The 17,870-nt window shown below is 36.0% G+C and carries 17 protein-coding genes; 16 read left to right on the plus strand and 1 reads right to left on the minus strand.

From position 1 onward, the window contains the following. Position 1 precedes the first annotated feature (1 nt). Genes rnpM through AAA071_RS00985 form a run of 10 tightly spaced genes read left to right on the plus strand, consistent with a single transcriptional unit; the run spans position 2 to position 9,896 of the window. Positions 2-271: an RNase P modulator RnpM gene (rnpM, locus tag AAA071_RS00940; protein WP_004693005.1), complete on the plus strand. Its 270-nt coding sequence runs from the start codon at positions 2-4 to the stop codon at positions 269-271. 12 nt (positions 272-283) lie between these two features. Further along, on the plus strand, positions 284-589 hold the full coding sequence (locus tag AAA071_RS00945) for a L7Ae/L30e/S12e/Gadd45 family ribosomal protein (protein ID WP_195213240.1): 306 nt from the start codon (positions 284-286) through the stop codon (positions 587-589). A gap of 15 nt (positions 590-604) precedes the next feature. Then, on the plus strand, positions 605-3,067 hold the full coding sequence (infB, locus tag AAA071_RS00950; RefSeq protein WP_004693008.1) for a translation initiation factor IF-2: 2,463 nt from the start codon (positions 605-607) through the stop codon (positions 3,065-3,067). A gap of 9 nt (positions 3,068-3,076) precedes the next feature. Next, the gene (gene rbfA / locus AAA071_RS00955; protein WP_195213239.1) at positions 3,077-3,433 is read left to right on the plus strand and encodes a 30S ribosome-binding factor RbfA; all 357 of its coding nucleotides are present in this window, start codon (positions 3,077-3,079) and stop codon (positions 3,431-3,433) included. 17 nt (positions 3,434-3,450) lie between these two features. Then, the gene (locus AAA071_RS00960) at positions 3,451-4,392 is read left to right on the plus strand and encodes a DHH family phosphoesterase (RefSeq protein WP_004693013.1); all 942 of its coding nucleotides are present in this window, start codon (positions 3,451-3,453) and stop codon (positions 4,390-4,392) included. Between the two features lie 2 nt (positions 4,393-4,394). Beyond that, positions 4,395-5,336: a tRNA pseudouridine synthase B gene (locus AAA071_RS00965; RefSeq protein WP_004693015.1), complete on the plus strand. Its 942-nt coding sequence runs from the start codon at positions 4,395-4,397 to the stop codon at positions 5,334-5,336. Positions 5,337-5,338: 2 nt separating this feature from the next. Beyond that, the gene (locus AAA071_RS00970) at positions 5,339-6,271 is read left to right on the plus strand and encodes a bifunctional riboflavin kinase/FAD synthetase (protein WP_004693017.1); all 933 of its coding nucleotides are present in this window, start codon (positions 5,339-5,341) and stop codon (positions 6,269-6,271) included. A gap of 12 nt (positions 6,272-6,283) precedes the next feature. Beyond that, the gene (locus tag AAA071_RS00975; RefSeq protein WP_004693019.1) at positions 6,284-7,048 is read left to right on the plus strand and encodes a shikimate kinase; all 765 of its coding nucleotides are present in this window, start codon (positions 6,284-6,286) and stop codon (positions 7,046-7,048) included. Further along, positions 7,048-9,201, plus strand: coding sequence for an SF1B family DNA helicase RecD2 (gene recD2 / locus AAA071_RS00980; protein ID WP_195213238.1), 2,154 nt, complete (start codon positions 7,048-7,050; stop codon positions 9,199-9,201). The genes AAA071_RS00975 and recD2 overlap by 1 nt, the downstream gene beginning before the upstream one ends. After that, positions 9,201-9,896, plus strand: a complete 696-nt coding sequence (locus AAA071_RS00985; protein ID WP_004693022.1) for a ComF family protein — start codon at positions 9,201-9,203, stop codon at positions 9,894-9,896. The genes recD2 and AAA071_RS00985 overlap by 1 nt, the downstream gene beginning before the upstream one ends. A gap of 41 nt (positions 9,897-9,937) precedes the next feature. Here the strand turns inward: AAA071_RS00985 and AAA071_RS00990 are convergent, their stop codons facing one another. Continuing rightward, positions 9,938-10,540 carry an HD-GYP domain-containing protein gene (locus AAA071_RS00990; RefSeq protein WP_004693025.1) on the minus strand — a complete coding sequence of 201 codons (603 nt, stop codon included), beginning with the start codon at positions 10,538-10,540 and terminating at the stop codon, positions 9,938-9,940. Positions 10,541-11,443: 903 nt separating this feature from the next. On the opposite strand from AAA071_RS00990, the gene AAA071_RS00995 reads away from it, so the two are divergent. The 6 genes from AAA071_RS00995 to secA all read left to right on the plus strand — a co-directional run bounded on the left by AAA071_RS00995 (position 11,444) and on the right by secA (position 17,777). Next, positions 11,444-12,250 carry a basic amino acid ABC transporter substrate-binding protein gene (locus AAA071_RS00995; RefSeq protein WP_008600779.1) on the plus strand — a complete coding sequence of 269 codons (807 nt, stop codon included), beginning with the start codon at positions 11,444-11,446 and terminating at the stop codon, positions 12,248-12,250. An 11-nt stretch (positions 12,251-12,261) separates the two neighbouring features. Next, on the plus strand, positions 12,262-12,918 hold the full coding sequence (locus tag AAA071_RS01000) for an amino acid ABC transporter permease (protein ID WP_004693053.1): 657 nt from the start codon (positions 12,262-12,264) through the stop codon (positions 12,916-12,918). Further along, a complete protein-coding gene (locus AAA071_RS01005) occupies positions 12,915-13,640 on the plus strand; it encodes an amino acid ABC transporter ATP-binding protein (RefSeq protein ID WP_004693054.1) in 726 nt (241 codons plus the stop codon). Before AAA071_RS01000 ends, AAA071_RS01005 begins: the two co-directional genes overlap by 4 nt. Before the next feature lie 516 nt (positions 13,641-14,156). Next, the gene (locus AAA071_RS01010; RefSeq protein WP_004693056.1) at positions 14,157-14,354 is read left to right on the plus strand and encodes a cold shock domain-containing protein; all 198 of its coding nucleotides are present in this window, start codon (positions 14,157-14,159) and stop codon (positions 14,352-14,354) included. A gap of 241 nt (positions 14,355-14,595) precedes the next feature. Beyond that, on the plus strand, positions 14,596-15,123 hold the full coding sequence (hpf, locus tag AAA071_RS01015; RefSeq protein WP_008600782.1) for a ribosome hibernation-promoting factor, HPF/YfiA family: 528 nt from the start codon (positions 14,596-14,598) through the stop codon (positions 15,121-15,123). A gap of 218 nt (positions 15,124-15,341) precedes the next feature. Next, positions 15,342-17,777: a preprotein translocase subunit SecA gene (gene secA / locus AAA071_RS01020; protein ID WP_004693148.1), complete on the plus strand. Its 2,436-nt coding sequence runs from the start codon at positions 15,342-15,344 to the stop codon at positions 17,775-17,777. The last annotated feature ends 93 nt before the right edge of the window (positions 17,778-17,870 follow it).

Here is a 17,870-nt window from a genome sequence, read left to right on the forward strand (position 1 = left end):
CATGAAACCAAAATCCCAACCTATGCGTACTTGCGTAGGATGTGGTGAACCTAAGGCAAAACGAGAGTTGATTCGCGTAGCCTTGAGTCCAGACGGCAATATCACTATTGATCGCAGCGGTAAAGCACCAGGACGTGGAGCTTATTTATGTGAGTCTATGTCGTGTTTTGAGCAGGCTTATAAGGCAAAACGATTAGAACGATCATTAAAACATAGTGTATCTAAAGAGATATACGAAGCATTACAACGTGATTTACAAGAGAATGAGTAATCACTGATATACATGAATGAAGATAAAATTTTGAATCTCTTAGGCTTAGTACAACGAGCAGGAAAAGTTATTTCTGGTGATTTTATCGTAGAAAAAGCTATAAAGAGAAAGGAACCGAAATTGGTACTTCTCGCTGGTGACTGTGCAGCCAATAATGAAAAGAAATATACTCAATTAGCAGAAACCCATCACATTCCACTTCACAGTATTGCCAATAAAGAGGCTTTAGGAACGGCCATTGGTAAGGAAGTTAGGGTAGTAGTTGCCGTACTAGATGATGGATTTGCAAAGGCATTACTTAAAGAGATTGATCGATAATAAGGGGGTATGTAGATGTCCAAAAAGCGCGTTCATGAAATCGCCAAAGAGTTCGGCGTAGAAAGTAAGCAGGTCATTTCTATCTTGCAACAAAATAATATCAATGTTACGAAAGCAGTTAATTCTGTAGATGATTCAGGTTATGAAATTGTAAAAAAACAATTAGGTAAAAAATCTGAAGCTCCTAAAGTAGCACAAAAAATAGAAAAAAAGGTAGAACAAAAGTCTGCTCCTGCAGCTCATAAACAAGAAGTTGCGTCACATAAACAACATCCAAATCGTTCTAACGAACAGAAAAAAGATAAACATAAACAATCTGGTCAAAAACAAGACGATCAATCTAAACAAAAGGACCATAAAAAAGGCAATGTACGTCATGTACAAATCTCTGAGCCTACACGCAAATCCGATGGTAACCAACATGGTGGAGACCGCGCTAACAATCGCCCTAATAATACCCGCAATAATGATAACCGTAATAACGTTCGTTCTAATGATGCGCGTAATAATGATAATCGCAACAACGATAATCGTAATAACGACAACCGCAATAACGATAACCGCAATTCTAATAATGACCGCCGTAACAAGAAAAATAAAAAAGGTGGCAATAACCGCCCTCAATCCTTGTTATCTACATCTATGCAAAAAAAGAAGAATCGCGTAAAACATCGTAACGAGCAGTACTTACAGCAAAAAGCAGAAGCTGAACGTAAAGCTGAAGCAGCAATTGCTACAGAAATTGAATTGAGCGGTCCTTTAACTGTTAAAGAATTAGCTGAAAAAATGGGTCGTGAAGTATCTGAAATCATCAAGAAATTGATGCTTTTAGGTGTTATGGCCAGCATTAACCAAGAGGTTGATGTAGATACAGCTACTATTGTAGCTGAAGAGTTCGGTGTAACTGTAACTGAAGTAGAACCAGAAGAAGATCCTACAGATGTTATCGAAATTGAAGATGCACCAGAAACGTTAAAACCACGTCCTCCTGTAGTAACTATTATGGGTCACGTTGACCATGGTAAAACATCTTTGTTGGACGTAATTCGTCAAACTAATGTAACAGCTGGCGAAGCTGGTGGTATCACTCAACATATCGGTGCGTACCAAGTTCGCTACAAGGATAATAAAATCACATTCCTTGACACACCTGGTCATGAAGCGTTTACTGCTATGCGTTTACGTGGTGCAAAATCTACAGATATCGCAGTTCTCGTAGTAGCTGCTGACGATGGAGTAATGCCACAAACTATCGAGGCCATTAATCATGCGAAGTCTGCAGATGTACCTATTATTGTAGCCATCAACAAAATGGATAAACCAGGTGCTAACCCAGACCATGTTAAACAACAATTGTCTGAACATGGTCTTTTACCAGAAGAATGGGGCGGCGATGTCATCATGGTTCCTGTATCTGCTAAACAAAAACAAGGTATTGATGACTTACTTGAAAATATTTTGCTTGTAGCAGAGGTTATGGAATTGAAAGCGAACCCTAACCGTAAGGCATATGGCGTAGTTATCGAGGCTCAACTTGATAAAGGTCGTGGTGCTGTATGTACTGTCTTGGTACAAAAAGGTTCTCTTCGTGTAGGTGATACAGTACTTGCTGGTACTGCATACGGTAAAGTACGTGCCATGACAAATGAGCGCGGTGAAAAAGTAAAAGTTGCTCGTCCGTCTATGCCGGTAGAAATTTTGGGCTTCTCCGAAGTTCCACAAGCCGGTGAAATTATAAATGGTATGGATGACAACGAAGCACGTGCAATTGCTGAAAAACGTATTGCTAAGCAACGGGTTCAAGAATTGCAAGCTACACATAAAGTTACATTAGATGATATTTTCAACCAAATTCAACAAGGCGAGTTGAAGGATCTTAATATTATCATCAAAGCCGATGTTCAAGGTTCTGTAGAAGCATTGCGTCAATCTTTAGAAGGCATCAAAAACCCTGAGGTTCGTATTGTTATTGTTCATGCTGCAGTAGGTGCCATTAATGAATCGGATATCATGTTGGCATCTGCATCTAATGCGATTGTAATGGGCTTTAATGTACGCCCTGATGCTAATGTTCGACGTGCAGCGGAACAAGAAAAGGTTGACTTGCGTACATATCGTGTAATTTATGATGCTATCAATGACGTTGAATCTGCTATGCGCGGTATGTTGGCGCCTCAATTTAAAGAGGTTGTCGTAGGTCGTGCAGAAGTGCGTCAGGTTATTTCCACACCAAAGGCTATTGTAGCTGGCTCTTATGTAACAGAAGGTCGTATTACTAACGACTCTGAAGTTCGTTTAATTCGTGACGGCATCGTTGTATTTGAAGGTAAGGTTGATTCTTTACGTCGATTTAAAGATGAAGTTAAGGAAGTTAAAACATCCTTTGAATGTGGTATCTCCTTAGAAGGATACCGCGACATCAAGGAAGGCGACGTTATTGAAGCTTACTTGATGGAAGAAATTGCACCTCAATTATAGGAGGTTTATATGAGTGATGTTCGTGTCAGAAAATTACAAGAATTTATCAAACAAGAGGTAAGTCAAATGTTGATGCGCGGATTGAAAGATCCGCGTATCGGCTTCACTACTATTACCGATGTTCATGTAACAGGTGATTTACGTGAAGCTACGATTTATGTCTCCTTGTTTGGTTCCGATAAGGAAAAAGAAGATACCCTTATCGCATTAAAGCATGCAGCAGGTCATATTCGTACAGAGCTTGGTAAAGTACTTAAATTACGCCATATTCCTTCCATCACCTTTGATAAGGATACGTCTTTAGACTATAGCATGCATATTGAATCCCTTTTGAATGAAATCAAAATGGATGAAGAAATAAATTAACAAAAAGGATACAGAACATGAGTAAGATTACTATTAATCAATTACATATGGCTCTGTGTGAAGCTAATTCTATTATGCTAACCGTCCATATTAGACCTGATGGTGATGCTATTGGGTCCATGGTAGCCTTTTACGAAGCCCTTGTAGGACAAGGTAAAACTGTATATATGGTAGTGGATGATGTAGTTCCTGAGAAGTACACATTCTTACGATATACGGACCACATTCATGATGTAGCGTATTTTGAAACTAATCCAGTTGATATTGATATGCTTATGGTTTTGGATGCTAGCACGTATGAGCGAATTGGCAAAGTAGGTGCACTTTGGAGTGCACCTATTTTTAATATAGATCACCATATTTCTAATACAGAATTCGCGGACCATCTATATTTAAAGCCTGACTTTGCTGCTACTGGTGAAATTGTTACCGACTTATGTACAAAATGGAATTGGCCTATCACTGAATCTATGGGTACTGCATTATATATGGCGATTGCTACAGATTGTGGTTTCTTTAAATTTAGCAATACTACAGCAAATACTCTTGAGATGGCTGCCAAATGTGTAGCTGCAGGGGCTAGACCAAATGTTATTTCTGAAACCATAGAAGCCGTATCTGCCAGTCGTTTAGAATTAACAAAACAAGTTATGCAAACTATCGAGTTTTACAAGAATGATACGATTGCTACCATCGAGTTGAATCGTGAGGCTATGACTATTCTTGGCGATGATACAGATGGTTTTGTAGATATTATTAGAAATGTTGATACTGTAGACGTGGCAATTTTATTAAAAGCAGAAGCTGATGATATAACACGTGTAAGTTTACGTTCCAAAGGTATTGATGTGAACGTTGTAGCAAGCCATTTTGGTGGTGGTGGTCATATTCGTGCTGCAGGTTGCACTATTAATCTACCATTAGAAGAGGCAAAACAAGCTCTCATTGAGGTAATTTAATAATGGATGGGATATTACCATTTTTAAAACCACCTGGCATTACAAGCCATGATGCCGTTGCTATTTGTCGTCGTATTCTAAAGGAAAAGCGCATTGGTCATAGCGGTACATTGGATCCTATGGCTTATGGTGTATTGCCTGTGTTTCTTGGTAAGGCTACGCGCCTTATAGAATACACGGATGAATTTGATAAAACCTATGTAGCAGAATGTAAATTGGGTACTTTTACAGATACTGAAGATAGCTCAGGACAACCTGTATTGCCAGATAATGATATGCTATTGCGAGATGGTATTGTATTGAATCGAGCTATTCAATCTACAGAAATCTCGACAACGATGGTTAAACCAGGCTTTGAAGAATTGGTTAGTATTTTGAGAAAATTTGCTGGCGTTCAGGACCAAAGGCCGTCTAAGTATTCTGCCATTAAAGTAAATGGTATTCGAGCTTATGAATATGCTCGTAAAGGTATTCCTGTAGAGCTACCATTACGTCAAATTCATATTAAAAATATTGAGCTCATTGCTTATGGATTCCCTTTTTTCACGGTTCGTGTGACATGCTCAGGGGGGACTTATATTCGCTCGTTATTACGCGATATTTGTATTGCTTTAGGTATTCCTGGCGCTATGACTTCTTTGGCACGTACTCAAGTAGGCCCTTTTGATATCGGCTCTGCTAAGATGGCCGAAGAATTGATGCTACATGGTGAAAGTCTGTTGTTGCCAACAGATACGGCTGTTTCTCATCTTTCAAAAGTAACTGTAAATAGTGTACAATTAAGAATGATGATAGAAGGCAAGCAGTTACCGATTGGTAAAGAATTTGCTTTCACAGAAATAGGTCAGCTCTATAGAGCTTATGGACCGAATGGTTTTATTGGTATTATGAAACGAAACAACCACACATTAAAAGTGGAAAAAAATATTTTTATTGAAGGATAAGTATGAAGCAACTACATTCGTTTGATGAACTACGTCAAATCAAAGATACAAAAGTATATGCCCTTGGTACCTTTGATGGCATTCATCGAGGTCATCAACGAGTTATACATAAGGCTGTTGAAGAGGCTATATCAGTCGATGGGGTTAGTATCATCATTACCTTCGAGCATCATCCATTGACTATATTACATCCAGAACGAGTACCTAAACGAGTGATTCAAGAAGAGATTATGGATACTGTGCTAGAAGAACTCAAAGTTGACTATATTTTGCGGTTACCTATGACTGAAGCATTATTAAAAATGACTGCAGATGAATTCTTACATGAACTCTGCAATGATATGAATGTGGAAGCTATTGTAATCGGTGAGAACTTTACATTTGGTGCAAAGGGGCTTGGTAATCCAGAATATATGAAACAAGTGGTAGCGGATAAGAATATACGAGTTCTTGTACAGCCTTTATTACCTTGTGATGGTAGTAGTACACCTATTTCTAGTACAGAAATTAGAAAAGCTATTCATGAAGGGCATTTGGAGGATGCAAATCATTGGCTAGGTAGGCCATTCCAGTTTAAAGGAACTGTGATTAAAGGTGATCAACGGGGACGCACATTAGGATTTCCTACATTAAATCTATTACTTCCTAATGAAATGGCTACACCTCCAGACGGAGTCTATGCTAATCGTGTATGTATTGATGGTATTTGGTATGATGGGGTAGGCAATATTGGAGATAATCCAACCTTTAGAAATCAGTACCATAGATGTGAAGTACACGTTTTTAACTTTGACCAAGATATATATGGAAAAGAAGTAATTGTACAGTTCATTTCTTATATTAGAGGGGAAGTTAAATTTAATAATTTACAAGATCTTATCGATCAAATGAAGGTAGATGAAGAACAGGCTCTAGCTATTTTGGCTAATGCATAAAAGGGGGTTCTCATGGATATTAAAGAAGCTCGAAAACAGATAGATAGTATTGATTCTGTATTAGTTACGGAGTTTGAGAAGCGACTCACACTGATTAAAGAAATTGGTAAATATAAGGATGAACATCACTTACCACTTATTGATGAAGAACGGGATGAAAGTATCATTGCTTTACATACTCAAAATTGTAAAGATAAAGTGTTAGCACCTTATGTTGAAAATTATATAAAAACCGTCGTTTCTATGAGTAATGAGTTCTTAAAGGAGCATATGCATAAGCATATTTTTCTCATTGGTATGCCTGGCGCAGGTAAAACTACTGTTGGTAAGGTTCTAGCAAAAGAGTTAGGCCGCGACTTTTTCGATCTAGACCAAACGATTCAAGACAAGGTAGGTAAATCCGTTCAAAATATTTATATTTACGATGGTAAAGATGCTTTCAGTGAATATGAATATAGTACAATCAAAGAATTAATTCACAATAAACCATCTGTCATTGCTACAGGTGGCGGCACTGTTACCTATGATAAAACTGTTAAATTGATGCGCAATAATGGTCTTGTTGTATTTGTTAACCGTGATGTAAATCATATTTTAGATGATTTGGATCTAGAGATTCGTCCGCTTGTAAAAGAAAGTATCGAATATATTTTTAATGTATATGAAGAACGTTATCCTTTATATGAAGAAGTAGCACATATTAAAATTGGTAACGAAGGCAGTATTACCGATGCAGTGCAAGAAATTATTGAAGCTTTGCCGAATACGGAGAAATAATGGACGCCATACGAGGATTTGTATACCGAACTATATATGAGAATACACAACGTACATATTGCGTGTTTATCCTAAAAGATTATAATGAGGAATACATTACTTGTACTGGCAAATTTGAGTCTCCTAAAGAAGGGGAAGACATCGAAGTACGGGGCCGCTATGTAGAACATGAAAAGTACGGCCGCCAATTTGATGCGAGCAGTGTTGAAAAGTTAAAACCTGATAATATGGGTGCTGCCAAGACTTATTTGTTGAATCTAGGAATAAAAGGTTTTGGTGAAAAATCCGTAGAGAAGGTACTAGAATATTTCGGTATTCGTATTTTAGAAATTTTACGGGAAGAACGTCCAGAAGAGATTAAAGATGTTCCAGGTCTCCGAAAGAGTGTTAAGGATGAGCTATTCAATACCTTACTTGGCGAAGGTATTTTATCTGATTTAAATCATTTTTTTGAAAGTCATCACATTTCATCGAAATGGAGTCGTATTGTATATACCTATTATGGTGTGCAGTCTGTCGCAGTTATAGAGGATAATCCTTATACATTATTACGTGTAGCACCGGATATGCTTTTTGGTACGGCCGATACACTAGCAGAGCATCTTGGTATTAATGGTAGTGATACACGCCGTTTAGAGGCTGGTTTAGAATGGATTCTACGTAGTCTAGATAATCAAGGTCATACATGTTTACCAGTAGACCAACTTATCGGTCGACTTGACGATTTATTACAAACTGATGTAGATGATATTGCGAACTTTATTGAAAGCCTGCTGGAACAAGGTGCACTGTATAGTACGTATTATGAAGATATCTTATATATCTATCCGCCAGAGATGTATGTTTCTGAAGTGGAAGGTGTCCACTATACTCGTGAGTTTCTATTAGAAGCTGATCCAATAGCATTAGATATTTCTAGTTTTATTGAAAAGTTTGAACGAGACAACTACATTATCTTTGGTGATGCTCAAAAAGAAGCTATACAGCTCTCATTTTTTGAAAAGTTTTCTCTTATAACTGGTGGTCCTGGTACAGGTAAAACAACTATCATCAAGGCACTAGTAAAAGGTTTCCAACTCGGTGGATTGGGGCGCATTATACTTTGTGCTCCTACGGGACGTGCTGCAAAGCGTCTGACCGAGGCCACTGAGTTTGAAGCTACTACAATTCATCGTCTATTGGTACCTGTTCAAGGTAGTGACTCCTATGACTTTACAAAGAATGAAGATGATCCTCTAGATATAGATGTCATTATCATCGATGAAGCATCTATGCTTAATGTGCGTTTATTCTATTCTTTGATGGCTGCTATTCCAAAGGAAGCCCATGTCATTATTGTGGGTGACGTAGATCAATTACCACCTATAGGTGCTGGATTTGTATTAAAAGATTTATTAGATAGTGATTGTGTGCCCTATACACGACTTAACCAGATTTATCGTCAAAGCTCTGGTAATACTATCGTTGAAAGTGCTTATGCAATTAACCGTGGTGAAATGCCTAACCTTGAAGGTGTGAGCGAAGAGTTTTCTTTTATTCCTGTTAAATCTTATGACATGATGATGAAAGCCATCATTGATGTATATAAACGTGAACAAGAAACTTTAGAGGATGAATTAGATATTCAAATTATTTCTCCTATGCGCCGTGGTGAAGCAGGTAGTACATTGATATCACAATATGTACAACAAGCCGTAAACCCTCCAGATAGCTACAAGGGAGAAACTCGTGTCAATGGCATTACTTATCGCGTTGGGGACAAGGTTATTCAAATTCTCAATGATTATGAGTTAGAAGTTTTTAATGGTGAAATTGGTGTTATTTACGCTATTACACGGACTGATATTTATATCCGATTTATCCATAAAGAGGTTCGTCTACCTATCGATGAAGCACATATGATTATGCCTGCTTATGCTATTACGGTCCATAAGAGTCAAGGTAGTGAGTATGGTGTAGTTATTATTCCATTTGTTCCACGTTATGGTGGTATGTTACAACGTAATTTGTTGTATACTGCTGTTACACGGGCAAAGCGTAAAGTAATCATCGTTGGTACTACGAGCGCAGTTGAACGTGCTGTGCGTACTGTTAATGCCGATGAACGTTACACATTGTTTAAAGAACGACTACAAGGGAGATGTGATTCGTAATGAGTCTTTGGGATTTCCTATTTCCACCTGTATGCCCTCACTGTGGTGCACCTGTGGCAACACAAGGGGATTGGTGTAAAGCTTGTTTTACAGATTTATTACATATTCGTCATGTACCACATAAATTTTTACACTATGTAGATGATGTATGTGTGTTGGCCGAATATCGTGGTGGTCTAAAGTCTATGATTTACGATGTAAAATTTAATGAAAAAAAGGAGCAGTCCAAAGGGGCCGCTCCTTTTTTAGTATCGTACAACTTTTACATGAAATATAATGAGTCTAATATTGTGAATAGTAATTGTAAAATTATGTATGATTATATTGTTCCTGTACCATCTAGCGAAAAGAAAAAAGCTAAGAGAGGATATAATCAAGTAGATTTATTCTTTCTTGAATGGGCTCATTCTTTATGGGAGATAGATAGAAAAAACTTTAAATGGTTAGATTGTATATACAAGTTTGATACTTCTCGAGATATGTGGGGATTAACAAATAAAGAAAGACATCAAAATATTGATGATGCCTTTGTTATATGTGCTGATTATAAGGATATTGATTTTACCAATAAGAATATATTAATTGTTGATGATATATATACTACAGGTGCCACAATTGAAGCTGTAGCAAAAGTCTTACAAAAGCATAAAGCGCTACGCATTGATGCCCTTACGCTGGCTAGTGGTAGTTTCTAATCTTTATTACTAAATGTAGGAATATAATATTTGATTTCATATTAGCCAAGCACATCAATAAATGCTTTAACTACATCAGGATCAAAGAGTGAGCCAGATGCACTAAAGAGTTCTTCTTTTGCTTTAGCTTTTGTTTTCGCCCAAAATTCAGTAGAAGGATTAACTGTTGTATCATAGTAATCTGCTACAGCAATAATTCGAGCTCCTAACGGAATATTGGCACCACGTAAATGTTTGGGATAACCAGAGCCATCCCATTTTTCATGATGGTAACGAATATAAGGCAAAATTTGTTGGCAGCAAGGATAGTTTTCAATCATATTGGCTCCACTTGCCGCATGTTGTTTATACTTAGACATTTCTTGCTTATTAAGATATGGAGATTTTTGGATTAATGCATTAGGTACCATTAATAGACCCACGTCATGAAGTAGAGCTGCGTGACGAATCTGTTCAATTTCATTTAATGGCAAACCCATTTTAGCTGCGATGCTAACAGCATAGTTTGAAACCTGGATAGAATGTGTATAGAGATGATAGCTTTTCATTTGTATCATCTGTAAAAGTTGTGCGCTTATGGCTTCTAAACTATCTTTCTCCAGTTCATACAAACCTGATGGTTGCATCAATGATAACATAAACATAATAAACCCCTCTAACTAACAAACTGAACATATGGTACAACCCCTCGTACTTATGTTCATATCGTACAACTTTAGGCCGTTCTAATTTAACAGTATACAAATTATACACCATAAATAATTTTTTGTGTATGATACGTATGTTCTTACAAATATGTTGTATTCATATTTGGCATACAAAAACTAATTGACAATTTAAGAATCCACTAGATATGGTACTTAAAAAATGTGATTTTAGAAATATTAAAATATTATGAAGAATATTTTAGGTTTTCTATTCCAATTTTCTATACATCAACAAATAGGGGTTGCAAAATTTATTCTCATTGTTCTAAGAATTATGCGATAGTATGTTTGGTAAAAAAATTATGTTTGGCTACTTAACTATATAATCAAAATTTTTTAAAATAATAGTAAAACTAGACATGAATACTGTTATTCTTTATAATACGTCTATACGGGTCTGTGGTTGAAAGTCGAGGCTAGTCGCAGGCAAAACGATCCACATAAGCAGCCCAAAGGGTTGTGAGCATGGTGCGGCTTAGGTGTAAGTCCTGCCGATAAAATCGAGAGAGGTAGTAGTGGGGAGTCTTGGACTTATGAGCGAACCTTCCAGCAGGCGAGTGTGGGGGCAAAGACCAGGTCAGCCGTATAGGGGCACATGAGGCTTTTCTCATGTGCTTTTTTTATACAGTTGTATATTATAAAATCTATAGAAAACCACTAACTATGGGAAAGTTTTTATACATGAACGTAATATTTATACAAACAATGTATAAAATTAAAATATAAATATAGAGATTTTGCGATTGCATCTAAAATTATATACAAAATTATTGACATAATTATACTTAATCTATATACTATTATAAAGTAGTAGTAAGTTAAAATAATGAGGTTGATAATATGTTAAATAGCAAAGTAAAAAAAATAATTCTTGGCGGTTGTATGTTAGTGATGGCGGCTTCTTTAGTTGGTGGATGTGGTTCTTCTAATCAACCTACATCTAATAAACTTGTCGTTGGCACTAATGCTACATTTGTTCCATTTGAGTTTAAAGATGAAAAAACTCAAGATTATACAGGTTTTGATATTGAATTGATTCGTGCGATCGGTAAGCGTATTAATAAAGATGTAGAGCTAAAAAATGTAGCTTTTGATGCTTTGATTCCAGCTTTGAACACACATGATATTGATGTTGCTGCATCTGGTATGACCATTACAAAAGCGAGAAGTGAAAAAGTATTATTTTCTTCTCCTTATTATGAAAATGCCTTAGCAGTAGTATATAAAGATGGAACGGCTGTGAATTCTCTTGATGACTTAAAGGGTAAAAAAATTGCAGCCCAATTAGGTACTACTGGTGCAGATTTAGCTCATAAAATTGAAGGTACTACTGTAAAAGAATTTGACCATAGTAATGAAGCTTTGTTAGAATTACAAAATAGTGGAGTAGATGCAACTGTAATCGATTTACCTGTAGCTCAATATTACAGTACTAAGCATCCTGATCAACATATTAAATTTATGGCATATCCAAATACTAAAGAATATTTGGGCTTAGCAATTAATAAGGATAACAAAGCATTGCAAGAAGAAATTAATAAAGCAATTGCTGATATGAAGGCTGATGGTGAATTTAATACATTATATAAAAAATGGTTTAATGTAGATACACCTGCTGATATGCCAGTAGTTTTAGAATTTAAATAATAGGAGAGATTATGAGTTTTAATTGGGGGTTAATTGCGGATAATTTACCGCTCTTGCTACAAGGTGCTCTAGTGACTGTAGAAATTACAGCCATGTCTGTAGGTTGTGGCTTTTTTATCGGTCTTTTAGTATCTTTAGCAAATTTATCTAAATTTAGATTAGTTAGATTGCTTGCAAAATGTTATGTAGATATCATTCGTGGTACACCATTACTGGTGCAAATTTTCCTAATCTATTTTGCCTTGCCTATGATTACAGGTCAACGGATTGATCCATATATTGCGGCTGTTACCGCATGTAGTATTAACTCTGGTGCTTATGTATCTGAAATTTTCCGTGCTGGTATTCAATCTATTGATAAAGGTCAAATGGAGGCTGGTCGTTCTCTTGGTTTAACTTGGGGACAAACCATGCGTTACATCATTATGCCTCAAGCTTTTAAAGCAATTATTCCTCCGTTAGGGAACGAATTTATTGCCATGTTGAAAGATTCCTCTTTAGTTTCTGTTATCGGTTTCGAGGAGTTGACACGTCGTGGTCAATTAATCATTGCTAAAACCTATGCATCCTTTGAAATCTGGGGTACGGTTGCTGTGATTTACCTTATTATGACAGTGACTATCTCACAATTAGTTGGATATCTTGAAAGGAAATATAGCATTAAATGATTAAATTAGAAAATGTACATAAATCTTTTGGTAAAAATGAAGTACTAAAAGGTATTAATTTACATATTAAACAAGGTCAAGTAGTTGTAATCATCGGCCCTTCTGGTTCTGGTAAAAGTACGGTACTGCGCACTATGAACTATTTAGAGGAACCTACATCTGGTAAGGTTATCGTAGATGGCATGGATCTTTCTGATAAGAAAAAGTTAAATGACGTTCGTGCTGAAGTAGGAATGGTATTCCAAAACTTTAATTTGTTCCCACATATGACAGTTATGGAAAACCTTACCTTAGCACAAACTAAGGTTCGTAAAACATCTATGGAAGAGGCTAAGAAGATAGGTCAAGCTTTACTTGATCGAGTAGGCTTGGCGGATAAAGCCAATGCATACCCTGATTCTTTGTCAGGCGGTCAAAAGCAGCGTGTTGCTATTGCTCGTGCTTTAGCTATGAAACCAAAAGTAATGCTTTTTGATGAACCTACTTCAGCTCTTGATCCTGAAATGGTTAGTGAAGTGCTAGATGTTATGAAGTCTTTAGCTGAGGAAGGTATGACGATGGTCATCGTTACTCATGAAATGGGCTTTGCGAAAAAGGTAGCGGATAGAGTGTTATTTGTTGATGGTGGCTTGATTTTAGAAGATAATACACCTGAACGCGTATTTGATGCACCTACCAATGAAAGAACAAAATCATTCTTAGATAAAATTTTGTTAGATTAAATAATATAATTATAGGAAGCAAATTCTAGAATTAGAAATTGCTTCCTGTTTTTTTACATTAAATTTAACCTATCTATTTATATTAATTTTTATTATATATGTATAGCTTAATATCTATTAATATATTTGATAACTTTTAGACTGAATTTATTAATTATAAAGAGTTTGTATAAAGATTTACAGGGTAGATTAATCTGAAAAACACGATTATTGCTATAAATATTTGTGATATAACAATAATTTATACAGTCATTTTTTAAAATAATAATTTTTAATTCACATATTTTTATGATTATAAAAATATACAATTAATTTATAGGGTGTATATAATTATTTATAACATGTATAGATATAGGGATTGTTGAGATTTACAGCAAATGATATTCTTATTTCTAGTGTTTGTATATTCATTAAAAATGTAAATATTGTTGTTTGATATTTTATACATGCTGTGTTATGATACACATATAGAGCAAGACAGCAAGACAATATATATATTTTTAGGAGGATGTTACCATGTTAGGTAAAGTAAAATGGTTCAGCGCAGAAAAAGGTTATGGTTTTATTGAACGTGAAGACGGTAGCGATGTATTTGTACACTACTCTGCAATCCAAGACGAAGGTTTCAAATCTTTGACTGAAGGTCAAAATGTAGAATTTGAGATTGTTGATGGAAACCGTGGACCTCAAGCCGCTAACGTTGTTAAAGCGTAACTACATACCAAAAAAATTATAAAAACAATATATAATTGGACCCTGATAGTATATACTATCAGGGTTTTTGATTTTCTATATACATTTTATACATAATTCTACAAAAAATATAAGATTTTTAGATAAAAAAGAAGGAGTTTTACAGTTGGATGTAGAAATACTAAATATAACACGAGAGATAAGGTTATATAATACCACACACTCGCATCTCGTGGATGATTTTTAGAAAGGGTGTTGACTTATGAAAGTAGCAATTAGAGGAAAAAACATTGAAGTAACAGATGCCTTAAGAGCATATATCGAAAAAAGATTGAGTAAATTGACTCGTTACTTCGATGATGAGTTAAATGCACAAGCGGTTTTATCCGTTGTAAAAGATAAATCTACAATTGAACTTACATGCTTTGTTGATAAAATCGTTCTTCGTGGTGTGGAAACCAACGATGATATGTATGCAGCTATTGATTTAGTAGTAGATAAAATTGTTCGCCAAATCCATAAATATAAAACTCGTTTGGCTAAACGTTTCAAAAAACAAGAAGCTTTCCATCCTGAAGCTTTGGCAACTCCTGTGGAAGAAGAAACTATTGAAGTTGTAAAACGCAAACACTTTGTTGTGCGTCCTATGGATGTTGAGGAAGCGATTTTACAAATGAATCTTATTGGTCATGATTTCTTTATGTTCTTCAATGCTGAAACTGAATCGATGAACGTTGTATATCGTAGACATGATGGTTTCTATGGTTTGATCGAGCCAGAACTTCAATAATATATAATGTCGGCTGAACTTAATCCTAACTCCTTTCTACTTTAAATCAGCCGATTATTATATTAAGGTGGATGACTTAAAATAGTCATCCACCTTTTTTGCCAAAATAATATTATAAATAATCTTGAAATGCCTTGAATTCTTTGACTATTCAAGGCTTTTTCGTTATAATAAGTTAGATAAAATAATGTAAGATGTCCCGTAGAGGAGTGATTTGTTTGTTAAGCTTTTTACAAAGGCTATTAGGCAATAATAACGCAAAAGAAATTAAAAAAATGCGTGCTATTGCAGATCATATTAATGAAATTGAACCTAATTATATTAAATTAAGTGATGCTAACTTAGTGGCAAAAACTGATGAGTTTAAACGTCGTTTGCAAAAAGGGGAAACGTTAGACGACCTATTGCCAGAAGCATTCGCTGTAGTTCGTGAAGCATCTAAACGCGTTTTAGGCATGCGTCATTTCGATGTACAGTTAATGGGAGGCATTTGCCTTCATAATGGTAATATCGCGGAGATGCGTACTGGTGAAGGTAAAACATTAGTAGCTACATTGCCCGTATATTTGAATGCATTGACCGGTAAGGGTGTACACGTTGTAACAGTAAATGATTATTTGGCGACTCGTGATAGCGAGCAAATGGGACGTTTATATAATTTCTTAGGACTTTCCACGGGTCTTATTGTGGCTAATCTTGACTTTAATCAACGTAAAGAAGCCTATGCGTGTGATATTACATATGGTACAAATAATGAGTTTGGTTTTGACTATTTACGCGATAACATGGTAACCGATGTTGTTCAAATGGTACAACGACCATTGAATTATGCCATTGTGGATGAAGTAGACTCCATTCTTATTGATGAAGCAAGAACACCATTAATTATCTCAGGCCCTGGTCAACGTTCCACTGATAATTATTATAAATTGGCTAAAATTGTTCCTCACCTTATAAAAGATGAAGACTATGTTATCGATGAAAAACAAAAAACTATTGCCCCTACAGATTCTGGCATCGCAAAGGTTGAAAAAATGCTTGGTGTTGAAAACCTATATGATGCAGAAAATATCGAGTTGAATCATTTGCTTGGTGCTTCTTTGCGTGCCTATGCTATGATGCATCGTGATACAGACTATGTGGTTAAAGATGGTGAAGTTGTTATCGTCGATGAATTTACGGGCCGTTTGATGTTTGGACGCCGTTACTCTGATGGTTTGCATCAGGCTATTGAGGCTAAAGAAGGTTTGAAAGTTGAACGCGAAAGCCAAACCTTAGCATCTGTTACATTCCAGAACTATTTCCGTATGTATGATAAATTATCAGGCATGACAGGTACTGCTAAAACAGAGGAAAAAGAATTTATCGATATTTATGGATTAGAGGTTATACCAATTCCACCAAATAAGCCTTTAATCCGGATGGATTTGCCTGATCAAATTTTTAAAACTAAAGCTGCTAAATATCGTGCTGTAGTACGAAATGCAGTAGAACGCCACCAAATAGGGCAACCTATTCTGATTGGTACTACATCTATTACACAGTCTGAAGAACTTTCAGACATGTTGTTGCGTGCAGGTGTACCTCATAAAGTATTGAATGCTAAACATCATGAACAAGAAGCAGAAATCGTTGCAGCTGCTGGCCAAATGGGAATGGTAACAATCGCTACTAATATGGCTGGTCGTGGTACAGATATTACTCTTGGAGAAGGTGTGCCAGAACTAGGTGGTTTAGCAATTCTGGGGACAGAACGCCATGAAAGCCGACGTATCGATAATCAATTACGCGGACGTGCTGGTCGTCAAGGGGATCCTGGTTCTTCTCAATTCTTCTTATCATTAGAAGATGACTTAATGCGTATCTTTGGTGCTGATAATATTACAGGTATCATGGATAAACTTGGTATGGAAGAGGATGAACCTATCGAGCATTCTTTGATTACTAAATCTATTGAACGTGCTCAAAAGAAAGTAGAGGATCATAACTATAATATTCGTAAATATGTTCTCGAGTATGATGATGTTATGAATCAACAACGTGAAGTATTATACGAACAACGACGTCGTATTTTACGTAACGAATCCTTGCGTGAAACAATTAATGAAATGATTGACAAGCTTGTTACCGAATCTGTAGATGCTTATGCTGATGAAAAGCTCTATCCAGAAGAATGGGATTATGAAGGTCTCTATAAACATTTAAGTCAATATTTCTTAACAGAGGAGATTATGTCTTCTCAAGATATGGAAGAATATAGTCGTCAAGACTTATTAGAACGCTTATTAGAAATTGCTCATGAAGAGTATCAAGATCGCGTTGATATGCTTGGAGAGGCTATGTTTAGTCAACTTGAAAAGGCGATTATGTTGCGCGTTGTTGATAATAAATGGATGGAACATTTGGATAATATGGATATGCTACGAGAAGGTATTGGCCTCCGTGCATATGGTCAAAAGAATCCGTTGGTAGAATATAAGTTTGAAGCTTTCGATATGTTCCAAAACATGATTGCAGCTATTCAAGATGAGACAATCATGGCATTATATAAAATTCGTGCACAATTGATTCAAGAAATCGAAGAACCAGTTGATCACTTAGAAGGTGCACAATCCCATCATGAAGATGTGTTGGAGCCACAAAACATAGATTAAGATTTGTGAATGGCACGTTGCTCAAAGGGATTTCCACTGGGCAACGGCCATTTTTCTATTTTGTTAAGGTAATAGTTTATTGATGTAATAGGC

The organism is Veillonella parvula (assembly GCF_040097785.1).
Taxonomy (GTDB): Bacteria; Bacillota; Negativicutes; order Veillonellales; family Veillonellaceae; genus Veillonella; species Veillonella parvula_D.

Bases quoted from the DNA above. Each gene is read 5' to 3' on its own strand.
- rnpM (WP_004693005.1), top strand. From the start codon at position 2: ATGAAACCAAAATCCCAACCTATGCGTACTTGCGTAGGATGTGGTGAA.
- AAA071_RS00945 (WP_195213240.1), top strand. From the start codon at position 284: ATGAATGAAGATAAAATTTTGAATCTCTTAGGCTTAGTACAACGAGCA.
- infB (WP_004693008.1), top strand. From the start codon at position 605: ATGTCCAAAAAGCGCGTTCATGAAATCGCCAAAGAGTTCGGCGTAGAA.
- rbfA (WP_195213239.1), top strand. From the start codon at position 3,077: ATGAGTGATGTTCGTGTCAGAAAATTACAAGAATTTATCAAACAAGAG.
- AAA071_RS00960 (WP_004693013.1), top strand. From the start codon at position 3,451: ATGAGTAAGATTACTATTAATCAATTACATATGGCTCTGTGTGAAGCT.
- AAA071_RS00965 (WP_004693015.1), top strand. From the start codon at position 4,395: ATGGATGGGATATTACCATTTTTAAAACCACCTGGCATTACAAGCCAT.
- AAA071_RS00970 (WP_004693017.1), top strand. From the start codon at position 5,339: ATGAAGCAACTACATTCGTTTGATGAACTACGTCAAATCAAAGATACA.
- AAA071_RS00975 (WP_004693019.1), top strand. From the start codon at position 6,284: ATGGATATTAAAGAAGCTCGAAAACAGATAGATAGTATTGATTCTGTA.
- recD2 (WP_195213238.1), top strand. From the start codon at position 7,048: ATGGACGCCATACGAGGATTTGTATACCGAACTATATATGAGAATACA.
- AAA071_RS00985 (WP_004693022.1), top strand. From the start codon at position 9,201: ATGAGTCTTTGGGATTTCCTATTTCCACCTGTATGCCCTCACTGTGGT.
- AAA071_RS00990 (WP_004693025.1), bottom strand. From the start codon at position 10,540: ATGTTTATGTTATCATTGATGCAACCATCAGGTTTGTATGAACTGGAG.
- AAA071_RS00995 (WP_008600779.1), top strand. From the start codon at position 11,444: ATGTTAAATAGCAAAGTAAAAAAAATAATTCTTGGCGGTTGTATGTTA.
- AAA071_RS01000 (WP_004693053.1), top strand. From the start codon at position 12,262: ATGAGTTTTAATTGGGGGTTAATTGCGGATAATTTACCGCTCTTGCTA.
- AAA071_RS01005 (WP_004693054.1), top strand. From the start codon at position 12,915: ATGATTAAATTAGAAAATGTACATAAATCTTTTGGTAAAAATGAAGTA.
- AAA071_RS01010 (WP_004693056.1), top strand. From the start codon at position 14,157: ATGTTAGGTAAAGTAAAATGGTTCAGCGCAGAAAAAGGTTATGGTTTT.
- hpf (WP_008600782.1), top strand. From the start codon at position 14,596: ATGAAAGTAGCAATTAGAGGAAAAAACATTGAAGTAACAGATGCCTTA.